We start from the raw sequence: 19093 nt of genomic DNA, 5'->3' as shown, positions 1-19093 counted from the left end.
ACCGCATCGTCCGATGACGACCCGAACGAAGGCGCGATATCGCCGGCCTTCGCATCGATCCGCACCGGAACCGTGAGGTTGCGTGCCGACAGGCGCGCTACCAGCGCGCGGGCTTGGTCAGCGGCGGCGCCTCGCGCTGGCGGTCGTAGGCGCGCAGTTCGTCGCGCAGGTGCGCCACACGCTGGCGGCCGAGTGCATTGCGCTGCTCGTCGAGCACGATGCCGCCCAGCAGTTCTGCCATGCGTTCGGCGGTGGGCAGCATGGTTTCCCAGGCATCCAGTGCGGCCACCGGCGCCGGCAGCGTCAGGAAGAACGCGATCGCCGGCGTTTCCAGCGATTGGATGTCGCCCATGTCGAAACTGCCGGGCTTCATGATGTTGGCGACGCTGAACACCGGACCGCGCTCGGGGTGGCCTTCGACCAGGCGGTGGAAAACGCCCATGTGGCCGTAGACCAGCCCGGCCTTCTCGGCCGCGACCACGATGTCCGGTCCATGCAGTTTCTCGCCGGCGCGGGCGGCCAGGTACAAGGTCACGATCTTGTCGAACTCGTCACTGACACGGCGGCCGAGATCGCTGTTGGCGGCATGGCCATCGGGCGTCCGGTCGATGAGATCCAGCTCCGCCTGCGTTGCAGCATCGCCGTCACTGGCGCCTTGCGCCGCGGCCAGTTGCTCGCCCAGCGTCGGCTCCACCCTGCCCGCGTCCTCCGTCTTGCTGCCGCGTGCCTCGCGTGCCACCCGCTTGCCCTGACCGGGCTTGCGTGGACGCCCGAAAAACACGATCGCGGCGATCAGGATCAGGCCGGCGATCAGGATTCCGATCCGCAGCAGGGTCACGTCCGACATTTACTTCTCCCTTGGTGTGCAGTCCGCGCGGGACCCGGCAACACGGTGAATCCGGTCTGGTTGTTTGGCTGGCGATCTGCGCGCACGACGCCGACCGCTTACGCGGCGCCGGCCAGGCGCGCGGCCTCGGCGAGGTCGACCGACACCAGGCGGCTGACGCCGGGTTCGCGCATGGTCACGCCCGACAGCTGCTGCGCGACTTCCATCGTCGCCTTGTTGTGGGTCACGAAAAGGAACTGTACCTGTTCGCTCATCTCGCTGACCATCGCCGCGAGGCGGCCGACGTTGGCTTCGTCCAGCGGCGCGTCCACCTCGTCGAGCAGGCAGAACGGCGCGGGGTTGAGCTGGAAGATCGCAAACACCAGCGCCACCGCGGTCATCGCCTTCTCGCCACCCGACAGCAGCGAGATGCTCGACACGCGCTTGCCCGGTGGCCGCGCCATGATCGCAACGCCGGTGTCGAGCAGGTCTTCGCCGGTCAGTTCGAGGTAGGCGTGTCCGCCGCCGAACAGACGCGGGTAAAGCTGCTGCACGCCGGAGTTGACGCGATCGAACGTGTCCTTGAAGCGGCCGCGGGTCTCGCGGTCGATCTTGCGGATCGCGTCTTCCAGCGTCTCCAGTGCGGTGCTCAGATCGGTGTGCTGCGCGTCGAGGTAGTCCTTGCGCTGCGCGGCCTCGGCGTGTTCGGCGATGGCGGCAAGGTTGACCGGTTCGAGTCGGCGCAGCTTGCCGTCCAGCTCGGAGACGGCGCGCTCCCATACAGGCGCCTGCATGTCGTCGGTCAGGGTGTTGACCACGTCTTCGAGCACGAAGCCGGCGTCGCTGATCGCGGCCGCAAGCTGCTCGGCCTTGAGCACCAGCGCCTGTTGTTCGAGACGGCGCTGGCCGATCGCTTCGCGCTGCTGCAGTGCCTGTTCGTCGCGCTGCTGGCGGGTCTGTTCGTACTTGCGCAGGTCGTGGTCGATGCCGTCGAGCGTGCTGCGCGCCGACGACAGCACCTGCTCGGCACTGACACGCTGTTCGAGCGTGACCTGGCGGCGCTCTTCGAGGTCCTGCACCGGGGCGTCGCCCTCGGCCAGCTGCATCACCAGTTCTTCAAGACGCGTGTCGAGCTGGCCGCGCTGGCCGCCCATGCGCTCCAGGGTCTGCGACAGGCCCGCAATCTGGGTGCGCTGCGCCTCCAGCGTCAGCGCCAGTGCGTGCGCGGTGTCGCGCGATTCGCGCGCCGCGTTGCGGCTGGCATCGCGCGCTTCCGACAGGTTGCGCCGCTCGGCGTCGAGCGCGTTGCGCACGTCCTCGAGCTCGCCCATGCGCGCCACGGCCTCTTCCTGGCGGCCGCGCGCCTGGCGCGCCTGCTCGCTCGCCGATTCGTGCGTGCCCGCCAGCTGTTCGAGCTCCAGGTCGATCTTCTCGATCCGTCCGCGCGCGGAATCCAGTCGACCCTGCTGGCTCTGCAACTGGCCGGCAAGCTCGGACACGCTGCGGTGCGCCATGTACAAGGTGCGTTGCGCGTCTTCGCGCTGCTGTTCGCTGGCCAGCAGGCGATCGCGCAGCTGCGTCAGCCCCGATTCGAGCTCGCGCTCGCGGGCCTGCAGCGTTTCGATCTCGCCGCGCAGCGACTGGATCTCGCGCTCGCGCAGCAGCGCGCCCTGCTTGGCCGCGCCCGAGCGCAGCACGCGCACCCAGCCGGCGCCCAGCCGCGCGCCATCGGGCGTGATGACCGATTCGCCTTCGCCCAGCGACGCCTGCAGCGCGCGTGCGGCGTCCAGGTCGTTGGCGACGTGCAGGCGCGCGAGGATCCGCCGGATCGCCTTCGGCCCCTGCACGCGTGCGGCCAACGAGGTCGCCGGGTAGCTGCCGTCGTCGCGTTCGGGCGACACCAGCGCCAGGCGACCGTCGCCCAGTTCGCCGATCGCGGCCACCAGCGCTTCGGGCGCCTCCACCAGCACGCCTTCGATGAGCTGGCCGAGCGCGCCTTCGACGGCGTTCTCCCAGCCCGGCTCGACCACCAGTTTTTCGCCCACGCGCGCGGCCGAATCCAGGCCACGCGCCTTCAGCCAGTCCAGCGCGGCGCCCTGCTCCTGGCCCAGCGCGGCGTGCTGCAGGGTTTCCAGTGACGACAGTCGACCGCGTGCGGTCTGCGCCTGCTTGCGCACTTCCGCCAGTTCGGACTGGTTGCCGCGCTGTTGTTCCTGCAGCTCGCCGACCACGGCCTTGCGCGATTCGAGCTCGTCGCCAAGGCTGTCGATCGACAGCTTCTGTGTTTCGTGTTGCTCCTGGAGGGTGCTGAACGCTTCGGCCAGGGCGCCCACGTCCAGCCCGGTCCGCTCGTTGGCCAGCAGCTCGCGGCGGCGGTCGGCGTCGAGCACCTGGCGGTCCAGGTGCTCGATGCGGGTGCGCTCGACATCGGCCGCGCGTGCGACCTCGGCCTGCGCACGCGAATGCGTGTCCCAGCGCTGCTGCCAGTCGTTGAGGCGGGATTCGGCGTCGCGCAATGCTTCCTGGCGCGCGCCGTCGTCGTCGCGCAGGAACTCCAGGCGCGGCTCGGCATCGGCCACCGCGGCCAGCAACGCGTCCAGGCGCGCCTGGTCGTTGCCGATGTGCGCTGCAACCTCCGACAGCTGGCTCTGCGCCTCGTCGCGGGCGCGTTGCAGACGCGTGGTCATCTCGCGCTGGTGCTGCATCTGCTGCTCGATGCGCGCCAGCGTGCCGCTGACTTCGTAACTGGCGGCCTGCGCCTTGTTGAGCGTCTCGGCGGCCTCCTCGCGACGCACCCGGCCAGTCTCGATCTCGCGCTCGGCCTCGCGTTGTTCGGCAATCAGTTGCTGCAGGCGGGTTTCCTGCTGGTCGAGCTTCTCGCGCTGCGCCTGGAGCTTGTGGTCGAGGGCGCGGTGCTCGAGCGCCTTCCACTGCGCGTCCTTGACCTTCCGCTCGGCCTGGATGGCCTGGTACTGCTCGGCCTGGCGAGCCTGGCGCTTGAGGTGTTCGAGCTGCTTGCCGACTTCGTCGCGCAGGTCGTTGAGGCGGTCGAGGTTCTCGCGGGTGTGACGGATGCGGGTCTCGGTCTCGCGACGACGCTCCTTGTACTTGGAGATGCCGGCGGCCTCCTCCAGATAGATGCGCAGGTCTTCCGGTCGCGCCTCGATGATCTGGCTGATCATGCCCTGCTCGATGATCGAGTAGCTGCGCGGGCCCAGGCCGGTGCCGAGGAACAGGTCGGTGATGTCCCGGCGGCGGCATTTGCCGCCATTGAGGTAGTACTGGCTGGCGCCGTCGCGGCTGACGGTGCGCTTGACCGAGATCTCGTTGAACGCGGCGAATTCGCCGGTGATGGTGTGGTCGGAGTTGTCGAAGATCAGCTCGACCATCGCCTGCGACACCGGCTTGCGCGCCGAGGAGCCGGCGAAGATCACGTCGGTGAGCGAGTCACCGCGCAACCGGCTGGCCGAGCTTTCGCCCATGACCCAGCGCACGGCGTCGATGATGTTGGACTTGCCGCAGCCGTTGGGCCCGACCACGCCGGTCATGTTGGTTGGCAGGTGCAGCGTCGTCGGATCGACGAAGGACTTGAAGCCGGACAGCTTGATCGTGGACAGACGCATGCGACGGAGTGCCTCTGGCGCGCCACCAGGGGCGCCAATGATGCTGGAACGGGTTGGAAAACCAGGTTGGATTTCGCGCCCAAGCCATTGATTTGATTGGGCGCATCCCTGCCGTTTGGCAACAATGTCCGGCAGTATAGCGGGGCCGCGGGGCCACCGGATGCTGCCTCGGACGGCGTGCCGGAAGCACCCATCGGCCGAGGGCGCAGCCGCCCGGGTCGGGACCGCTTCGATGTGACCGGCATTGACGCGCGGCGGCAGTTTCCGCCCCCGCAGGAAAATCCGATCGCGGATTCGTGACCTGACTGCCAGCTGATCTGCAAACGCCGTCACGGAAACCAACGGCACGGCTCTTGCGTCAAATCCCGATATGAGCCTGGACCACGCCAGCACCGACCTTCGAGCCACCGCGGTTCCCGAGACCGCGCGATACGTGCTTCACGCGCACCGCGATACCGAGGCCTGGGCCTGGGCCGCAGCGGTCTGCATCGCCGGCGAGCTGCGTCGCGAGCTCCAGAATCGTCCGCGGGTCCGTCTGTTGCTGGCCGCCGACACGGGTCTGGCGCAGGTTTATCGCGTCCTGTCGAAGGCGCCGCTGGACTGGCATCGCGTCGATGTGACCCTGATCGACGAACTCTGGCTACTGCCCGACGACCCCGACAGCCACGCGCGCTTCCTGCGCCAGAACCTGCTGCAGAACCTCGCCGCGGCGGCGCGCCTTGAGCCGTTGACGCAGGCCGGCCGTCGTATCGGCGACGCCGTCGCGATCGCCAACAACTATGCGCGGCAGCCCACCAGCGTGCTGGTGCTGGCGATGGGGGCGGACGGGCGGATCGGGTCGCTGGTGCCGGGCAGCTTCGGGCTGCGCGCGGTCCTGGAAAGCCGCGTTCCCTATGCCGCGATCGACCCGGGCATCGACGCGGCGCCGGGCGAGTTCGGCCCCAGGATCGGCCTGACCCCGGCCGGCCTGGCAAACGCACACAGCTGCCTGCTGCTGTTGCGCGGTGCTCCATCGCGCGCGGCGCTGGCAACGGCGATGAGCAGCAGCGAGGTGGCCCAGTGGCCGATCGTCGCCGCGCTGGACACCCAACACGGCCGGCCACTGCACGTGCATTGGTGCGCCTGACCGGCCTGGACGCACACGCCAACGCCGACACGCGCTGCGTCGGCCGCCATCACCCGGGCGACCAGACATACCGCGATCGCTTCTGAGGGGCTTCCTGGATGAGGGGGGTGCATCGGGACGCGCGACGCTACCCGCAAGCGGGTTCGGCCACGCGATGTCCGTCGAACCCGGCGCGCCTTCGCCGCCTCAGGCCACCTTAGCTCGCCTCATCCGGTGTCCGCGCACGGATTGCCAGCGCGTGGATGTCGGTGTCCATCAGCGCACCGACCGCCGCGTACACCGCGCGATGCCGGGCCAATGGCGCCATCCCGACGAACGCCGCGCTGACCACGTCGACACGAAAGTGGCCGCGCCCGTCCCGTGCACCGGCGTGGCCGGCGTGGCGGTGGCTTTCGTCCTCGATCTCCAGCGACACCGGCGTCAGCGCAGCCTCGATTGCCGCGCGGATGGCCGCGACCCGGCGCGTGCCGGGTCCGGCATCGCTCACGGCAGCACCTTGCGGAACGGTCGCACCTCGACCCGCTGGTAGACACCGGCCGCAACATAGGGATCGGCATCGGCCCAGGCGCGGGCGTCCTGTAGCGATTCGAACTCGGCGATCACGACGCTGCCGCTGAAGCCCGCCGGGCCCGGGTCTTCGGCGTCGATGGCCGGACACGGGCCGGCCAGCAGGAGCCGGCCGCCGTCGCGCAGCGCGGTCAGTCGCGCCAGGTGCTGCGGCCTTGCCGCGAGTCGTTGCGCCAGCACATCGGCGCCGTCATAGCCTTCGATCACGTACCACATTCAGGGAGTTTTCCAGTCGCCCCGGTCGGGGCCCGCGGCGATTGTAGCCATGCGCCGCTCAGGTACTGGCTGGACAGGGCACGGATCAGCCCGTACGCTAGCTCCACATGAGGCCGGAAGCAGCGGCCAGTCGCGGTCCAGGCAACGTCCACCGCGATCCCCGTGCCCCGCCACGCACGGCAAGCTGCCCACCTCGCCCCACGCCCAGCAAGCCCCGCCGCCACGCACCCGCGTGATGCGCACGCCGGAGCCTTGGGCCTGTCGGCAACGACCTTCCGCAGTCCGTAGCACCTGCTGTCCAGCAAGCATTCGACCAACGAGGCGGCCCGTCCTGGCCGCCCGCAAGCAGCAAACGCAGTGCCCGCGGCCCGGAGGGGGCCGGCATCGCATGACCAACGACCTCGCGCCTGGCGCGACCGATCACAACCCGAATCCGGCGTCCCCGCCCCCGCAGCAGCAGGAAATGCCGCTGGCGATGGTGCATGGCCAGCCGGTGCTGCAGATCCCACAGGACCTGTACATCCCGCCCGATGCGCTCGAGGTCATCCTCGACGCGTTCGAGGGCCCGCTCGACCTGCTGCTCTACCTCATCCGCCGGCAGAACCTGGAAATCCTCGACATCCCGGTGGCCGAGATCACCAAGCAGTACGTCGACTACATCCAGGCCATGCACGAGATGCGTTTCGAGCTGGCCGCCGACTACCTGGTGATGGCCGCCATCCTGGCCGAGATCAAGTCGCGCATGCTGCTGCCGCGCGCGGCCACCGAGGAAAGCCTGGAGGACGATCCGCGCGCCGAACTGGTACGCCGCCTGCAGGAGTACGAACGCTTCAAGAAGGCCGCCGAGGACCTGGACACTCTGCCCCGCCAGGACCGCGATACCGCTCCGGTGCAGGCCTACGTGCCGGACCGGGCGTCGATCAAGCTGCCGCCGCCGGTCGAGCTCAAGGAAATGCTGCTGGCGCTGCACGACGTGTTCAAGCGCGCCGAGCTGTTCACCCAGCACGCGATCAAGCGCGACGCCCTGAGTGTCCGCCAGCGCATGGGCGAACTTCTGGAGCGCATGGCCGACGGCGTGTTTCACCGCTTCGAGTCGCTGTTCACCGCCGAAGAAGGCAAGCTGGGTGTGGTGGTGACCTTCCTCGGGCTGCTGACACTGGCCAAGGAGCAACTGATCGAGATCGTCCAGGAAGGATCGCTGGCGCCGATCTACGTCAAATCGCTCGCGCTGGGCACCCACCCGGACGAAATCCAGCTCAGCAGCGAATTCGACAACGACGATGCTGCAAACGATGACACCCGCGCATGAGCCTGCCGGCCGTCGCGACCGCTTCTTCCCGCGCAACGCCGGGGCCCTCCGCGGTTCCCGCCGTGGCTGATCCCATCCGGACCGCTGCCCGTCAGCGCCGCCGGCACTGACGGTCGACAGAACCTACCGCGCCCATGGAACAGACATTCGTCACCCGCATCGTCGAAGCCGCCCTGCTTGCGGCCAACCAGCCGTTGACGCTGGCGCAGTTGCAGGGCCTGTTCCCCGAAGACCAGCCGGCCCCGGCCGGCACGGTCGAACACGCGATCGAGGCCCTGCGCGAGGGCTGCGCCGAACGCGGCGTGGAACTGGTCGAAACCGCATCGGGGTTCCGCTTCCAGGTGCAGGCCGACGTCCATCCCTGGGTGGCGCGCCTGTGGACCGACCGACAGACCCGCTACACCCGCGCCACGCTGGAAACCCTGGCGCTCATCGCGTACCGCCAACCCATCACGCGCGGTGAGATCGAGCAGGTTCGCGGCGTGGCGGTCAACAGCAACATCATCAAGGCGTTGGAAGAGCGCGAGTGGATTCGCGTCGTCGGCCACCGTGACGTGCCCGGCAAGCCCGCGCTGTTCGGCACAACCAAGGTCTTCCTCGACTACTTCGGCCTGAAGCGCCTGGACGAACTGCCGCCGCTTTCGGAGCTCAAGGAAATCGGCGAACTCGACCCGCAGCTTCCATTCGACGGCGCCACGGCGAAGGTCGCACCGATCCAGGCCGGCGGGCTGGGCCTGGGTGACCAAAGCAGCAACGACGACGCCGACGACACCTCCGGCCGGCCCGTCATCGACGGTGACGAAGCAACCGGCGAGACCCCCGACACCACGCCCGCAGACAGCGGCACCACCGACACCACCGACATCGATGCCGAGCGCGACGAAGGGGCCGACACCGCCCCCGACGCGACCGGCGACGACCGCGACACCGCCCCCGAGCCTGCCGATGGCAGTGCCGTAGAGGGCAAGCCCGAAGCCGCGCCGGGAGAGCGCGCGGCGGACGAGAACGATCACGAGCAAGACAACGCCGTCGAGACGACGACCGTTCCCGAGTTTGAGGCCGGATCCGAACAGGACCTGCCGGAGCCACAGAAATGACCGACGAAAAACCCCGCAAGCTCACGCTCAAGCGGATCACGGAAAAAAGCGCTGCCAGCGACGCCCCGCGCCTTGAGGAACGCCTGCACAAGGTGCTCGCCCAGGCCGGCCTGGGCTCGCGTCGCGCGCTCGAGCAGCGCATCGCCGACGGCCTGGTCAAGGTCAACGGCGACGTTGCACAGATCGGCCAGAGCATCAAGAGCGGCGACAAGGTCGACCTCGATGGTCGCCAGTTCGTCGCCAGCGCGCTGACCGAACCGGCACGCGTGCTGATGTACAACAAGCCCGAAGGCGAAGTGACCACGCGCGAAGACCCCGAGGGTCGCCCGACGATCTTCGAGGCGCTGCCCGCACTCAAGGGCGCGCGCTGGATCGCGATCGGCCGCCTGGACATCAACACCACCGGCCTGCTGCTGCTGACCACCGACGGGGAGTTGGCCAACGCGCTCATGCACCCCTCGTTCGAGGTCGATCGCGAGTACGTCTGCCGTGTCCGCGCGCCGGAAGGCGAGGACAAGGTTGCCGACAACCTCGTCGACCGCCTCGCCCGAGGCGTTGCGCTGGACGACGGCCCGGCCAAGTTCGACGAGATCGAACGCATCGGCGGCAGCGATTCGCACGACTGGTTCCGCGTGGTCGTCAAGGAAGGCCGCAATCGCGAAGTGCGCCGCCTGTGGGAGTCGCAGGGCTGCCAGGTGAGCCGCCTCAAGCGCATCCGCTACGGCACGGTCGACCTGCCGCGTGAACTGCTGCGCGGCCAGTCGCAGGAACTGGTGACCGACAAGGTCCAGTCGCTGCGTACCGAGCTCGGCCTGGAGGACGGCACGCCGTCCGCGCTGACGCTGCAGCCGGTGATCGGCCAGCGCAAGGCGGCCAAGTCGACGATCAATTTCGGCGGCGAAGGCCGCGCCCACGTCGGCGGCCCGAGCCGTGCCGACGAAGGCCGCGAGCTGCGCCGTTTCGACCACGTCCGCGAAGATCGCGGCCGTGGCGGCCCGCGTCGCCATGGCGGCCTGACCGTCAGCGGCGAAGCGGCAGCCAAGCAGTCGCAGAAGCCGTTCAAGCAGCGCAAGGACAAGGGCGCGCGCGCGCTGCCCGAGGGCAATCCGGCCGCGTTCCGCAGCTGGTACGTTCCCGAAGGCGTCGACACCGGCCCGAGCGGCCACCGCAATGCCGATGGCCAGGCACCGCGCAAGCCGTACGGCGGAAAGCCGGGCGGTCCGCGCCCGGGCGGCGCCGGTCGTCCGGCCGGCGGTGGCGGCGGTTACCAGGGGCGCAGTGAACGCGGCCCGGGCGGCGGCGGCGGTTACGGCGAGCGCGGTCCGCGTGGACCGGGCGGCGGCCAGGGCGAGCGCGGCCCGCGCGGTCCCGGCGGCGGCGGCGGCGGTGGTTACGGTGGCGAGCGCAGCGGCGGCGGTTACCAGGGCGAACGCCGTGGGCCCGGCGGTGGCGGTGGCGGTGCCGGCCAGGGCCAACGCGCCCCGCGTCCGTACGGCCATCCGGGCAATGCCCCGAGCTTCCCGTCCGATCACGCCAATCCCGGCAGCTTCAATCCGTACGGCGACAAGCCGCGTGGCCCGCGTCCGGGTGGCCCGGCCGGCGCACGTCCCGGTGGTCCGCGTCCGGGTGGCAAGCCCGGTGGCGCGCCTCGTCCGGGCGGCCCGCGTCCGGGTGGCCCGCGCGGTGGCGGTCGCCCCGGCGGTGGTCGCGGCCCGCGCGGCGGCGCGTGAGGCCCGTCTGATCGACAGCAACACAGCAAAGGGCGCTTCGGCGCCCTTTGTTTTTGTAGCGGTGCGGGCCTCGATCGAGGGTCTTGCTGGCGACTCCAGCGGCCATCCGCGTGCGCGGGTTCTATCGCGATCGAAACGCCTGGTCGCGCCGGTGTGATCTCACCGTCTGGCCGCCGACCTGGCAATCGCGGCCGAAGCCGTTGCTGCCGGAGCGCTCGCGGATCGTGTCGGCGGGCGCCTTGGGCGCCCACGACCGTTCGGCGTTGCCGCCCTTACGCCAGCGAGAACACGTCGCCGTCGAGCATCGCCGGAAAGCGTTCGCGGTGCGCCCGCAACTCGGTGGCCTGCAAGGTGGTGGTGGAGACGACTTCCCCGTCGGTGCATTCGCTGATCGGCTGGCCGAGGAAATCGATCACCGCGCTGTCGCCCGAGTAATGCAGACCGTTGCCGTCGGTGCCAACGCGGTTCAACCCGGCGACGAAGCACAGGTTCTCGATCGCGCGCGCGCGCAGCAGGGTCTTCCAGGGGTACGCGCGCGCCGACGGCCAGTTGGCGACGTACAACAGCAGGTCGTAGTCGAGCCCGCCAGGACGCTCCACGTCGAAACGGTTGCGCGAGTACACCGGAAAGCGCAGGTCGTAGCAGACCAGCGGACAGATCCTCCAACCCTTCCATTCCAGCACCAGCCGCTGCGCGCCGGCAGCGTAGCGCTCGTGCTCGCCGCCGTAGCGGAACAGGTGGCGCTTGTCGTAGGTGTGCAGCTGGCCGTCGGGGGTGGCGAACAGCAGGCGGTTGACGACCTTGGAGTCGCCCGCGCCGTCGTCGATACGCAGTTGCACGCTTCCGGCCACCGCGGCGCCGAGCTTGGCGGCCTGCTCCCGGATCCACGCAACGGTTGGGCCGTCCATGCCCTCGGCGTTGTGGATTGCCTCGTTGCTGAAGCCGCTGGTGAAGGTTTCCGGCAGCAGCACCAGATCGGTGGTGCCGTGCAGCGGCGCCATCAGATGACCGTAGTAATCGCGGTTGCCGGCGGGATCGTGCCAGCGGGTATCGCCCTGGACCAGGGTGATGCGCAGGTCGTCCATGTCAAAGCCCCTGCAGTCGTTCGATCGCGGCATCCAGCGTGGCTTCGTTCTTGGCAAAGCACAACCGCGCCAGGCGCTGGCCGGCCGGTGGCGATTCGTAGAACGGCGACAGCGGGATGGCCGCGACGCCCTTCTCGGTGGTCAGCCAACGGCAGAACGCGGCGTCGTCCAGATCGCTGACCGCCGAGTAGTCGACCAGTTGGAAATAGCCGCCGGGCACGTCGAGCGGCTTGAGACGGGTGGTCAGCAGCTGCTCGCGGAAACGGTCGCGCTTGGCCTGGTAGAACGCGCCCAGCTGCTCGTAATGCTCCGGCTCGGCCTCGAGCATTTCGGCAAACGCCCATTGCGCCGGGGTGAAGCTACTGAAGCTGTTGTACTGGTGCACCTTGCGGAACTCGACGCTGAGCGCCGGCGGCGCGATGCAGTAGCCGATCTTCCAGCCGGTGCAGTGGTAGGTCTTGCCGAAGCTGGACACCACGAACGCGCGCGCGCGCAGTTCCGGATGGCGCAGCACCGACTCGTGGATGGCGCCGTCGAACACGATGTGTTCGTACACCTCGTCGGAGATCAGCAGGATGTCGGTGCCGCGCAGCAGCTCGGTCAGCTGGCGGATGTCGTCGGCGGAGAACATCGCGCCGGACGGGTTGTGCGGGCTGTTGATCATCAGCAGCCGCGTCCGGGGACTGATCGCGGCGCGCACCAGGTTCCAGTCGGGGGCGAAGCTGCGCGGGTCCAGCGGCACGTGCACCGCCACGCCGCCGGCCAGGTCGATCGCCGGTTCGTAGCAGTCGTAGCAGGGATCCAGGACGATCACTTCGTCGCCCGGGTGCACCACGGCGTGGATCGCATCGAAGATCGCTTCGCTGGCGCCCGACACCACGGTGATCTCGCTGTCGGCGTCGGGCCGGTGGCCGTAGCAGCGCTCGGTCTTGCCGGCGATGGCCTGGCGAAGCGCCGGGATGCCGGTCATCGGCGAGTACTGGTTCTTTCCGTCCTGCATCGCGCGAGTCAGCGCATCCACCAGGCGCACGGGCACGTCGAAATCGGGGAAGCCCTGACCGAGGTTGACCGCGCCGTGCTCGATGGCGAGCTGCGACATCACGGTGAAGATGGTGGTGCCGACCTTCGGCAACTTGGTGTCTGGAGTCATCGGGTATGGGGCGCCGGCGCGGGGATCGCCGAGTGTACGTAATGCCGGTGGCGAGGCCGTAATGACGATTCACCATGCCCGCATCGCCGCACGTCGGTTGATCCACCCTGAGGGATCTGCCGGGATTGCGCTGCATTCACACCGCCATGACACTCGCTGCATGAGCAGGGAACTCCACGTCGTCAGCGCCGCCGAGCTTGCCCTGGCCTATGCCGGCGCGAAGTATGCCGTCCGGCTGGATGGCGACGCGCTTCCATTGCGTGTGGGCCAGCTGGCGCAGGACCTGGAAGCCTACTGGCCGGCCACGCGCTACATGTTCATCACCGCGTGGAATCCGGCATCCGAGCCGCATTCCGACGGCGCCAACGAGGCCGCCGATGCGTTGCTGGTTGCCGAACTCGCCGCGCTGGGCCTGGCCACGCAACCTGCCTGGGCAGAGGACGAAAGCGGCCGGTGGCGCGAACCGGGCTGGGTGCTGGCCGATCCGGAGCCGGCCACGGTCGACCGTCTCGCCCAGCAGTTCGGCCAGGCCGCGGTGCTGGTCTGGGAACACGGGCAACCGGTGCGCCTGCGCATGATGCTGCCGCGCCCCGCCGGGGCCACGTCCTGCGACCACACCGACTGGTTAGAATGACCCCCCGCGGCCACCCGGCCGCACTCCCGTGTCGACCTTCGCCGCGCGACCGCCTCACGACGGTACCTCGCCGGCTTTCCGTTGCCGCTTGCACCGCCGCTTGGCCCCGGCGCGGTCCGGCCGGTCCGGCGACCGCCCCACCTCCACCGGATCCCGCGCGACACCGATGACCAGCGATCACGCCCCGCCCCTGCTGCAAGCCCGCGGCCTGAGCTTCAGCCGCAACGACGAGCCGGTGTTCGGGCCGCTGGATTTTTCGGTGAATGCCGGCGAGGCGCTGCTGGTCCAGGGTGGCAATGGCGCCGGAAAGACCACCCTGCTGCGCGTGCTGGCCGGACTGCTGCGCGCCGACGAGGGCGAGATCGATATCGATGGCCAGCCCGCGCAGGCCGCGCGCCGCGCACGCGCGATCGCCTATCTCAGCCATCTTCCCGGGCTCAAGGCCGACCTCAGCGCGCTGGAAAACCTCGACTTCCTTTGCGGACTGCACGGCCGTCGTCGTGCGCAGGTGCCCGGCAACGCGCTGGCCATCGTCGGCCTGGCCGGCTATGAGGACGCCCTCGCCCGGCAGCTGTCGGCTGGCCAGAAAAAACGTCTGACGCTGGCCCGGCTGTGGCTGTCGCCGGCACCGCTGTGGCTGCTCGACGAGCCCTACGCCAACCTCGACCTGGAAGGCATCGAGCTGGTCAACCGCATGGTGCAGGCGCACCTGCGCGATGGCGGTGCCGCGCTGGTCACCACCCACGGCGCCTACGCCGCCCCGCCGGTGCGCACACGCATGCTGGTGATGGAGAAGGCGGCATGAATCCGATGATCGACACCCCTCCAGCGCCCGATGCGCACGCCGCCCGCGGCCGGGGGCTCGCATGAGCCGCGCGGGTTTGCCCGGCCTGCCCGGTTCGGCACGCGCACTGATGGCCCGCGACCTGCGCCTGTTGTGGCGTCGTCGCGGCGATGCATTGCAGCCGGCGCTGTTCGCCCTGCTGGTGGTGGTGCTGTTTGCACTGGGCCTGGGTAGCGAGCCGCGCGAGTTGGCCAAGGTGGCCGGTGCGGTGCTGTGGCTGGCGGTGCTGCTGGCCGGGCTGCTGTCGCTGGACACGCTGTTCCGTGGCGACGCCGAGGACGGCTCCCTCGAGCAATGGATGCTGGCGCCGGTGCCGCTGGCGTGGCTGGTGGGCGTGCGCACGTTCATGCACTGGTCGACCACGGCGCTGCCGCTGCTGCTGGCCGCCCCGTTGCTGGCCGAACTGATGCACCTGCCGCGTGCGCAGTTGCCGGCGCTGATGGCCTCGCTCGCGCTGGGCACGCCCCTGCTCAGTCTGATCGGTGCGGTGGTGGCCGCGCTGACGGTCGGCATGAGGCGGTCCGGTATACTGGTGGCCCTGCTCGCGCTACCGCTGTACGTGCCCGTGCTGGTGTTCGGCGCCGGCAGCGTGGCGGCCTCGGCCCAGGGACTGGATTACGGCGGCGGGCTGCTGATGCTCGGCGCCGGACTGGTGCTCGCGGTGGTGCTGGCGCCACTGGCGGCCGCCGCGGCCATCCGCATCGCGCTGAATTGAGCCGGACCACCTTGCGGCAGCCACTGTCCGCGACCATCCCCGCCGTCACTGCCCGGCCTGTCGTTGGCCGGGCGTGGACTGAGAAACGATGAATCCGATCCTGCTGTGGTTCCACAAACTCGGCTCGCCGCCCAACTTCGATCGCTTCGCCGCGCGCTGGAGCCCATGGGGCTATGGACTGGGCCTGCTGGTCATGGCGTGGGGCCTGTATGGCGCACTGTTCCAGGTCAACGCCGACTTCAAGCAGGGCGACAGCTTCCGCATCCTCTACATCCACGTGCCCAGCGCGTGGATGAGCATGGCGGTGTTCGCCCTGATGGCGGTGTACGCGGCCATCGCGCAGATCTGGCGGATCAAGCTGTGCGAAATCCTGGCCATGGCGTGTGCCCCGATCGGCGCGGCCTTCACCCTGATCACCCTGCTGACCGGCTCGATCTGGGGCCAGCCGATGTGGGGCACCTGGTGGGACTGGGACCCGCGCCTGACCACCGAACTGATCCTGTTGTTCATGTACCTGGGCGTGATCGGCCTGTACCACGCGATCGACGACCGTCGCGCGGCCGCGCGCGCCGCCGGATTCCTGGCCATCGTCGGTGTCGTGCTTTTGCCGGTGATCCGCTACTCGGTGGTCTGGTGGGAGACCCTGCACCAGGGCCAGACCATCAGCCTGTTCGGCGATTCGAAGATGGATCCCAGCATGATGCCGCCGCTGGTGTGGATGCTGATCGGCACCAAGTTGTGGTTCGTCGGCGCCCTGCTCGCCCGCGCCCGTGCCGACAACCTGCGCCGCGAGTCCGGCAAGGCCTGGGTGGCCGAACTGGCCGGCGTTGCCACCGCCAACCGCCGCAACACAGGTCGCAGCGCATGAGCTACCTCGGTTATGTCGTCGCCGCCTATTCGGTGTTCTTCGTGGTGCTGGGCTGGGATTTCGTCGCCACCCGCCTGCAGGTCCGCCGCGAACTGCGCAACGCGCAACGGCGCGCCGCCCGCGATGCGGCGCGCGCAACGTCCCAGGAACTGACCCGATGAACCCCACCCGTCGCCGCCGCCTGTTGTGGGTGCTGTTGCTCGTCGTCGCCGCGGGCATCGCCGCCACGCTGGTGGCGCTGGCATTGCAGCGCAATGTCGCCTACCTCTACACGCCCAGCGAAGTGCTGCGCGGCGAAGCCGGCGAACACGCACGCTTCCGCCTCGGCGGCATGGTCGCGGCGGGTTCGTTCCAGCGCGCCCAGGGCTCGCTCGAAGCCCACTTCAAGGTCACCGACGGCGATGCGGAGATGCCGGTCGTGTACGACGGCATCCTGCCGGACCTGTTCAGCGAGAAGACCGCGGTCATCGCCACCGGCCGCATGGACGGCAACCGCTTCGTCGCCGAACAGGTGCTGGCCAAGCACGACGAGACGTACATGCCCAAGGAAGTGGCCGACAAGATGGGCATGGCGCACCAGAAGCACGACGTGCCGCCCACGCCCGCGGAGCAGACGCCTTGAGGCATGCGGGTTCGCTGTCCGTTGTCGTTCGCGCTGCGCGCATGACCCGCACCACCCGTCGCGAGGACCATCCGCATGCTGCCTGAACTTGGCCAGATCGCGCTGTTGTTGGCGCTGCTGGTAGCCCTGATGCAGGCAGTGCTGCCGCTCGCCGGCGCGCAGCGCTCGATCGCGTCGTGGATGGCGATCGCGCGCCCTGCCGCGTACGCGCAACTGCTGCTGGTGGCGCTGGCGTTTGCCGCACTGACGCACGGCTTCGTGACCCAGGATTTCTCCCTGCGCTACGTCGCCACCAACTCCAATTCGTTGCTGCCGGTGATCTACCGCTACACCGCGGTGTGGGGCGCGCACGAGGGCTCGCTGCTGCTGTGGGCGCTGGTGCTGGCGCTGTGGACAGGCGCGGTGGCGCGGTTTTCGCAACGCCTGCCGGCCGAGGTCATCGCGCGCGTGCTGGGCGTGATGGGCGTGGTCAGCGTCGGATTCCTGGCGTTCCTGATCTTCACCAGCAACCCGTTCGAACGCCTCCTGCCGGGCGCCGTCGAGGGGCGCGACCTCAACCCGCTGTTGCAGGATCCGGGGATGATCATCCACCCGCCGATGCTCTACGTGGGCTACGTGGGTTTCTCGGTGCCGTTCGCGTTCGCTATCGCGGCGCTGCTCGATGGCCGCATCGACACACGCTGGCTGCGCTGGACGCGGCCGTGGACCAACGTGGCCTGGGCGTTCCTGACGTTCGGCATCGCGTTGGGCTCGTGGTGGGCGTACTACGAACTGGGCTGGGGCGGCTGGTGGTTCTGGGATCCGGTCGAAAACGCCAGCTTCATGCCGTGGCTGGCCGGCGCGGCGCTGCTGCACTCGCAGGCGGTCACCGAGAAGCGCGGCAGCTTCCGTGGCTGGACGCTGCTGCTGGCGATCGCGACGTTCTCGCTGTCGCTGCTGGGCACGTTCCTGGTGCGTTCGGGTGTGCTGACCAGCGTGCACGCGTTCGCCGCCGATCCCACCCGCGGCTTGTTCATCCTGATCTTCCTGGGCATCGTGATTGGCGGCTCGTTGCTGCTGTACGCGCTGCGCGCGCCGACGGGCGACGACGGCGCGCCGTTCGCCGGCAGCTCGCGCGAGACCCTGCTGCTGGCCAACAACCTGCTGCTGTCGACCGCCTGCGCGATGGTCCTGATCGGCACGCTGTACCCACTGCTGGCCGACGCGCTGGAACTGGGCAAGATCTCGGTCGGACCGCCGTACTTCGCGTTGATGTTCCTGCTGCTGATGGCACCGCTGGTGCTGCTGCTGCCGTTTGGACCGGTGACCCGCTGGCAGCGCGAGCAACCCTCGCGCCCGCTGGCGATGCTGCTGCCGTGGGCCGGGCTGGCCGTGGCGGTCGGTGTCGCCGCGTTCTGGCTGGCGCCGCAAGGGGCATGGAAAGTCGCCGCCGGCGTGCTGGGCGCGGCGTGGGTCGCGGCGGGTACCGCGCGGTTCGTCTGGTCGCGCCTGCGTGGCAGCGGCCAGCGCTTCACCGCCGAGATGCTGGGCATGACGCTGGCCCACCTCGGCGTTGCGGTGTTCCTGGTGGGCGCCCTGCTCACCGAGGGCCTGAGTCAACAGCGTGAGCTGGCCGTGGCACAGGGCCAGACGGTGGAACTGGGCGGTTACGGATTCCGTTTCGACAGCGTCGCGCACCGCGCCGGCCCCAACTTCGAAGCCGACCGCGGCACCGTCACCGTGTTCGAAGGCGGCCGGCAGATCGCCGTGCTGCACCCGGAAAAACGCGCATACGCCAGCGGCGGCCAGGTCATGACCGAGGCGGCCATCGAGCGCGGCGTCACCCGCGATCTCTACGTTGCGCTCGGCGAATCGCTGGGCGGCGGCGCGTGGGCGCTGCGCGTGCACGTCAAGCCGTTCGTGCGCTGGATCTGGGCCGGTGCGTTGCTGATGATGCTGGGCGGCCTGGTCACCGCGACCGACCGGCGCTTCCGCACCGCGCGCGCACCCGCGGAACGCGCCCGCGACGAGGACACCTCCGACGGCGCGGACATCCCCGAGGTGCTTCCGGTCCAGGCGCGGCGCCGGAACGAGGACGCAGACCCCGACCCGGACTTCGCGCTCGACGCAGGAGACGACTGATGAAAGGATCCCGCTGGTTGCCACTGGGCGTCGCCGCCGCTCTGGGCGCGTTGCTCGCCGTGGGCGTGATGCTCAGCCGCAATCCCGGCCGCGAGGCGCTGCCGTCGCCGCTGATCGGCAAGCCGGCGCCGGCCTTCCGACTGCCGGTGCTGCACGAACCCGGACGGCTGGTCGATTCTGCGCAACTGCGTGGCGCACCGTACGTGCTCAACGTCTGGGGCAGCTGGTGTCCGGAATGCCGCGTGGAGCACCCCGTGCTGACGCGCTTCGCTGAAACCAAGCGCGTGCGCGTGATCGGCTACAACTGGAAAGACGAACACGCCGACGCCATGCGCTGGCTCGAACAGTTCGGTAATCCGTACTGGATGGTGCTGGTCGACCGCGACAGCGACACCGCCATCGACTGGGGCATCTACGGCGCGCCGGAAACCTTCCTCGTCGACGGCGCCGGCATCGTGCGCTGGAAGCACGTCGGCGCATTGACCGATGCGGTGATCCAGGACGAGCTGATCCCGCAGCTGACCGAAATCGAGACGGCGCGATGAGCCCGTCACGCGCAG

At 69.4% G+C, this 19093-nt stretch carries 17 protein-coding genes and 1 pseudogene; 12 read left to right on the top strand and 6 right to left on the bottom strand.

Going from position 1 to position 19093, the window contains the following annotated elements:
- Positions 1-97: 97 nt before the first annotated feature.
- Together zipA and smc are read right to left on the bottom strand one after the other, a co-directional pair.
- Entirely contained in the window at positions 98-847 is a 750-nt protein-coding gene (gene zipA, locus EER27_RS11665) for a cell division protein ZipA (RefSeq protein ID WP_123088295.1), read from the bottom strand.
- Between the two features lie 98 nt (positions 848-945).
- Positions 946-4449, bottom strand: a complete 3504-nt coding sequence (gene smc, locus EER27_RS11660) for a chromosome segregation protein SMC (RefSeq protein WP_123088294.1) — start codon at positions 4447-4449, stop codon at positions 946-948.
- Between the two features lie 370 nt (positions 4450-4819).
- Between smc and EER27_RS11655 the strand changes: the two genes are divergently transcribed.
- Complete coding sequence (locus EER27_RS11655; RefSeq protein ID WP_123088293.1) at positions 4820-5575, top strand: 6-phosphogluconolactonase; 756 nt, start codon at positions 4820-4822, stop codon at positions 5573-5575.
- Positions 5576-5771: 196 nt separating this feature from the next.
- Here the strand turns inward: EER27_RS11655 and EER27_RS11650 are convergent, their stop codons facing one another.
- Both EER27_RS11650 and EER27_RS11645 read right to left on the bottom strand, forming a co-directional pair.
- The gene (locus EER27_RS11650) at positions 5772-6062 is read right to left on the bottom strand and encodes a BolA family protein (protein WP_123088292.1); all 291 of its coding nucleotides are present in this window, start codon (positions 6060-6062) and stop codon (positions 5772-5774) included.
- Positions 6059-6358, bottom strand: coding sequence for a YciI family protein (locus EER27_RS11645; RefSeq protein ID WP_123088291.1), 300 nt, complete (start codon positions 6356-6358; stop codon positions 6059-6061). Before EER27_RS11645 ends, EER27_RS11650 begins: the two co-directional genes overlap by 4 nt.
- A 388-nt stretch (positions 6359-6746) precedes the next feature.
- Between EER27_RS11645 and EER27_RS11640 the strand changes: the two genes are divergently transcribed.
- From EER27_RS11640 to EER27_RS11630, 3 genes are all read left to right on the top strand, one after another.
- Positions 6747-7667: a segregation and condensation protein A gene (locus EER27_RS11640; RefSeq protein WP_123088290.1), complete on the top strand. Its 921-nt coding sequence runs from the start codon at positions 6747-6749 to the stop codon at positions 7665-7667.
- Positions 7668-7801: 134 nt separating this feature from the next.
- Entirely contained in the window at positions 7802-8764 is a 963-nt protein-coding gene (gene scpB, locus EER27_RS11635) for an SMC-Scp complex subunit ScpB (protein WP_123088289.1), read from the top strand.
- A complete protein-coding gene (locus tag EER27_RS11630) occupies positions 8761-10494 on the top strand; it encodes a pseudouridine synthase (protein ID WP_123088288.1) in 1734 nt (577 codons plus the stop codon). The genes scpB and EER27_RS11630 overlap by 4 nt, the downstream gene beginning before the upstream one ends.
- A 272-nt stretch (positions 10495-10766) precedes the next feature.
- Here the strand turns inward: EER27_RS11630 and EER27_RS11625 are convergent, their stop codons facing one another.
- Together EER27_RS11625 and EER27_RS11620 are read right to left on the bottom strand one after the other, a co-directional pair.
- A complete protein-coding gene (locus EER27_RS11625; protein WP_123088287.1) occupies positions 10767-11579 on the bottom strand; it encodes an amidohydrolase in 813 nt (270 codons plus the stop codon).
- A 1-nt stretch (position 11580) separates the two neighbouring features.
- Positions 11581-12729 carry a pyridoxal phosphate-dependent aminotransferase gene (locus EER27_RS11620; protein ID WP_123088286.1) on the bottom strand — a complete coding sequence of 383 codons (1149 nt, stop codon included), beginning with the start codon at positions 12727-12729 and terminating at the stop codon, positions 11581-11583.
- Positions 12730-12889: 160 nt separating this feature from the next.
- Between EER27_RS11620 and EER27_RS11615 the strand changes: the two genes are divergently transcribed.
- The 8 genes and pseudogenes from EER27_RS11615 (at position 12890) to EER27_RS11580 (ending at position 19078) form a co-directional block, all read left to right on the top strand.
- The gene (locus tag EER27_RS11615) at positions 12890-13363 is read left to right on the top strand and encodes a DUF3293 domain-containing protein (RefSeq protein WP_190285762.1); all 474 of its coding nucleotides are present in this window, start codon (positions 12890-12892) and stop codon (positions 13361-13363) included.
- Positions 13364-13529: 166 nt separating this feature from the next.
- The gene (gene ccmA / locus EER27_RS11610) at positions 13530-14168 is read left to right on the top strand and encodes a heme ABC exporter ATP-binding protein CcmA (RefSeq protein ID WP_123088285.1); all 639 of its coding nucleotides are present in this window, start codon (positions 13530-13532) and stop codon (positions 14166-14168) included.
- 61 nt (positions 14169-14229) lie between these two features.
- On the top strand, positions 14230-14922 hold the full coding sequence (gene ccmB, locus EER27_RS11605) for a heme exporter protein CcmB (protein ID WP_123088284.1): 693 nt from the start codon (positions 14230-14232) through the stop codon (positions 14920-14922).
- Positions 14923-15010: 88 nt separating this feature from the next.
- Entirely contained in the window at positions 15011-15790 is a 780-nt protein-coding gene (gene ccmC, locus EER27_RS11600) for a heme ABC transporter permease CcmC (protein ID WP_123088283.1), read from the top strand.
- Complete coding sequence (ccmD, locus tag EER27_RS11595) at positions 15787-15951, top strand: heme exporter protein CcmD (RefSeq protein ID WP_123088282.1); 165 nt, start codon at positions 15787-15789, stop codon at positions 15949-15951. The genes ccmC and ccmD overlap by 4 nt, the downstream gene beginning before the upstream one ends.
- Entirely contained in the window at positions 15948-16412 is a 465-nt protein-coding gene (gene ccmE, locus EER27_RS11590) for a cytochrome c maturation protein CcmE (RefSeq protein WP_123088281.1), read from the top strand. Before ccmD ends, ccmE begins: the two co-directional genes overlap by 4 nt.
- A gap of 75 nt (positions 16413-16487) precedes the next feature.
- Positions 16488-18386 (top strand): annotated as a pseudogene (locus EER27_RS11585) (heme lyase CcmF/NrfE family subunit); the annotation flags it as partial.
- A 146-nt stretch (positions 18387-18532) separates the two neighbouring features.
- Positions 18533-19078, top strand: a complete 546-nt coding sequence (locus EER27_RS11580; RefSeq protein WP_123088279.1) for a DsbE family thiol:disulfide interchange protein — start codon at positions 18533-18535, stop codon at positions 19076-19078.
- Positions 19079-19093: the final 15 nt, after the last annotated feature.

It is taken from the genome of Montanilutibacter psychrotolerans, assembly GCF_003719825.1.
GTDB lineage: Bacteria > Pseudomonadota > Gammaproteobacteria > Xanthomonadales > Xanthomonadaceae > Montanilutibacter > Montanilutibacter psychrotolerans.
Note: the sequence above shows the minus strand (reverse complement) of the source record. Positions and strands in the feature narration are given on the sequence as shown.

Coding starts and splice junctions, on each gene's coding strand:
- EER27_RS11580 (WP_123088279.1), top strand. CDS start 18,533: ATGAAAGGATCCCGCTGGTTGCCACTGGGCGTCGCCGCCGCTCTGGGC.
- EER27_RS11640 (WP_123088290.1), top strand. CDS start 6,747: ATGACCAACGACCTCGCGCCTGGCGCGACCGATCACAACCCGAATCCG.
- ccmD (WP_123088282.1), top strand. CDS start 15,787: ATGAGCTACCTCGGTTATGTCGTCGCCGCCTATTCGGTGTTCTTCGTG.
- ccmC (WP_123088283.1), top strand. CDS start 15,011: ATGAATCCGATCCTGCTGTGGTTCCACAAACTCGGCTCGCCGCCCAAC.
- ccmE (WP_123088281.1), top strand. CDS start 15,948: ATGAACCCCACCCGTCGCCGCCGCCTGTTGTGGGTGCTGTTGCTCGTC.
- EER27_RS11655 (WP_123088293.1), top strand. CDS start 4,820: ATGAGCCTGGACCACGCCAGCACCGACCTTCGAGCCACCGCGGTTCCC.
- EER27_RS11620 (WP_123088286.1), bottom strand. CDS start 12,729: ATGACTCCAGACACCAAGTTGCCGAAGGTCGGCACCACCATCTTCACC.
- EER27_RS11625 (WP_123088287.1), bottom strand. CDS start 11,579: ATGGACGACCTGCGCATCACCCTGGTCCAGGGCGATACCCGCTGGCAC.
- scpB (WP_123088289.1), top strand. CDS start 7,802: ATGGAACAGACATTCGTCACCCGCATCGTCGAAGCCGCCCTGCTTGCG.
- ccmA (WP_123088285.1), top strand. CDS start 13,530: ATGACCAGCGATCACGCCCCGCCCCTGCTGCAAGCCCGCGGCCTGAGC.
- EER27_RS11630 (WP_123088288.1), top strand. CDS start 8,761: ATGACCGACGAAAAACCCCGCAAGCTCACGCTCAAGCGGATCACGGAA.
- smc (WP_123088294.1), bottom strand. CDS start 4,449: ATGCGTCTGTCCACGATCAAGCTGTCCGGCTTCAAGTCCTTCGTCGAT.
- ccmB (WP_123088284.1), top strand. CDS start 14,230: ATGAGCCGCGCGGGTTTGCCCGGCCTGCCCGGTTCGGCACGCGCACTG.
- EER27_RS11645 (WP_123088291.1), bottom strand. CDS start 6,358: ATGTGGTACGTGATCGAAGGCTATGACGGCGCCGATGTGCTGGCGCAA.
- EER27_RS11615 (WP_190285762.1), top strand. CDS start 12,890: ATGAGCAGGGAACTCCACGTCGTCAGCGCCGCCGAGCTTGCCCTGGCC.
- zipA (WP_123088295.1), bottom strand. CDS start 847: ATGTCGGACGTGACCCTGCTGCGGATCGGAATCCTGATCGCCGGCCTG.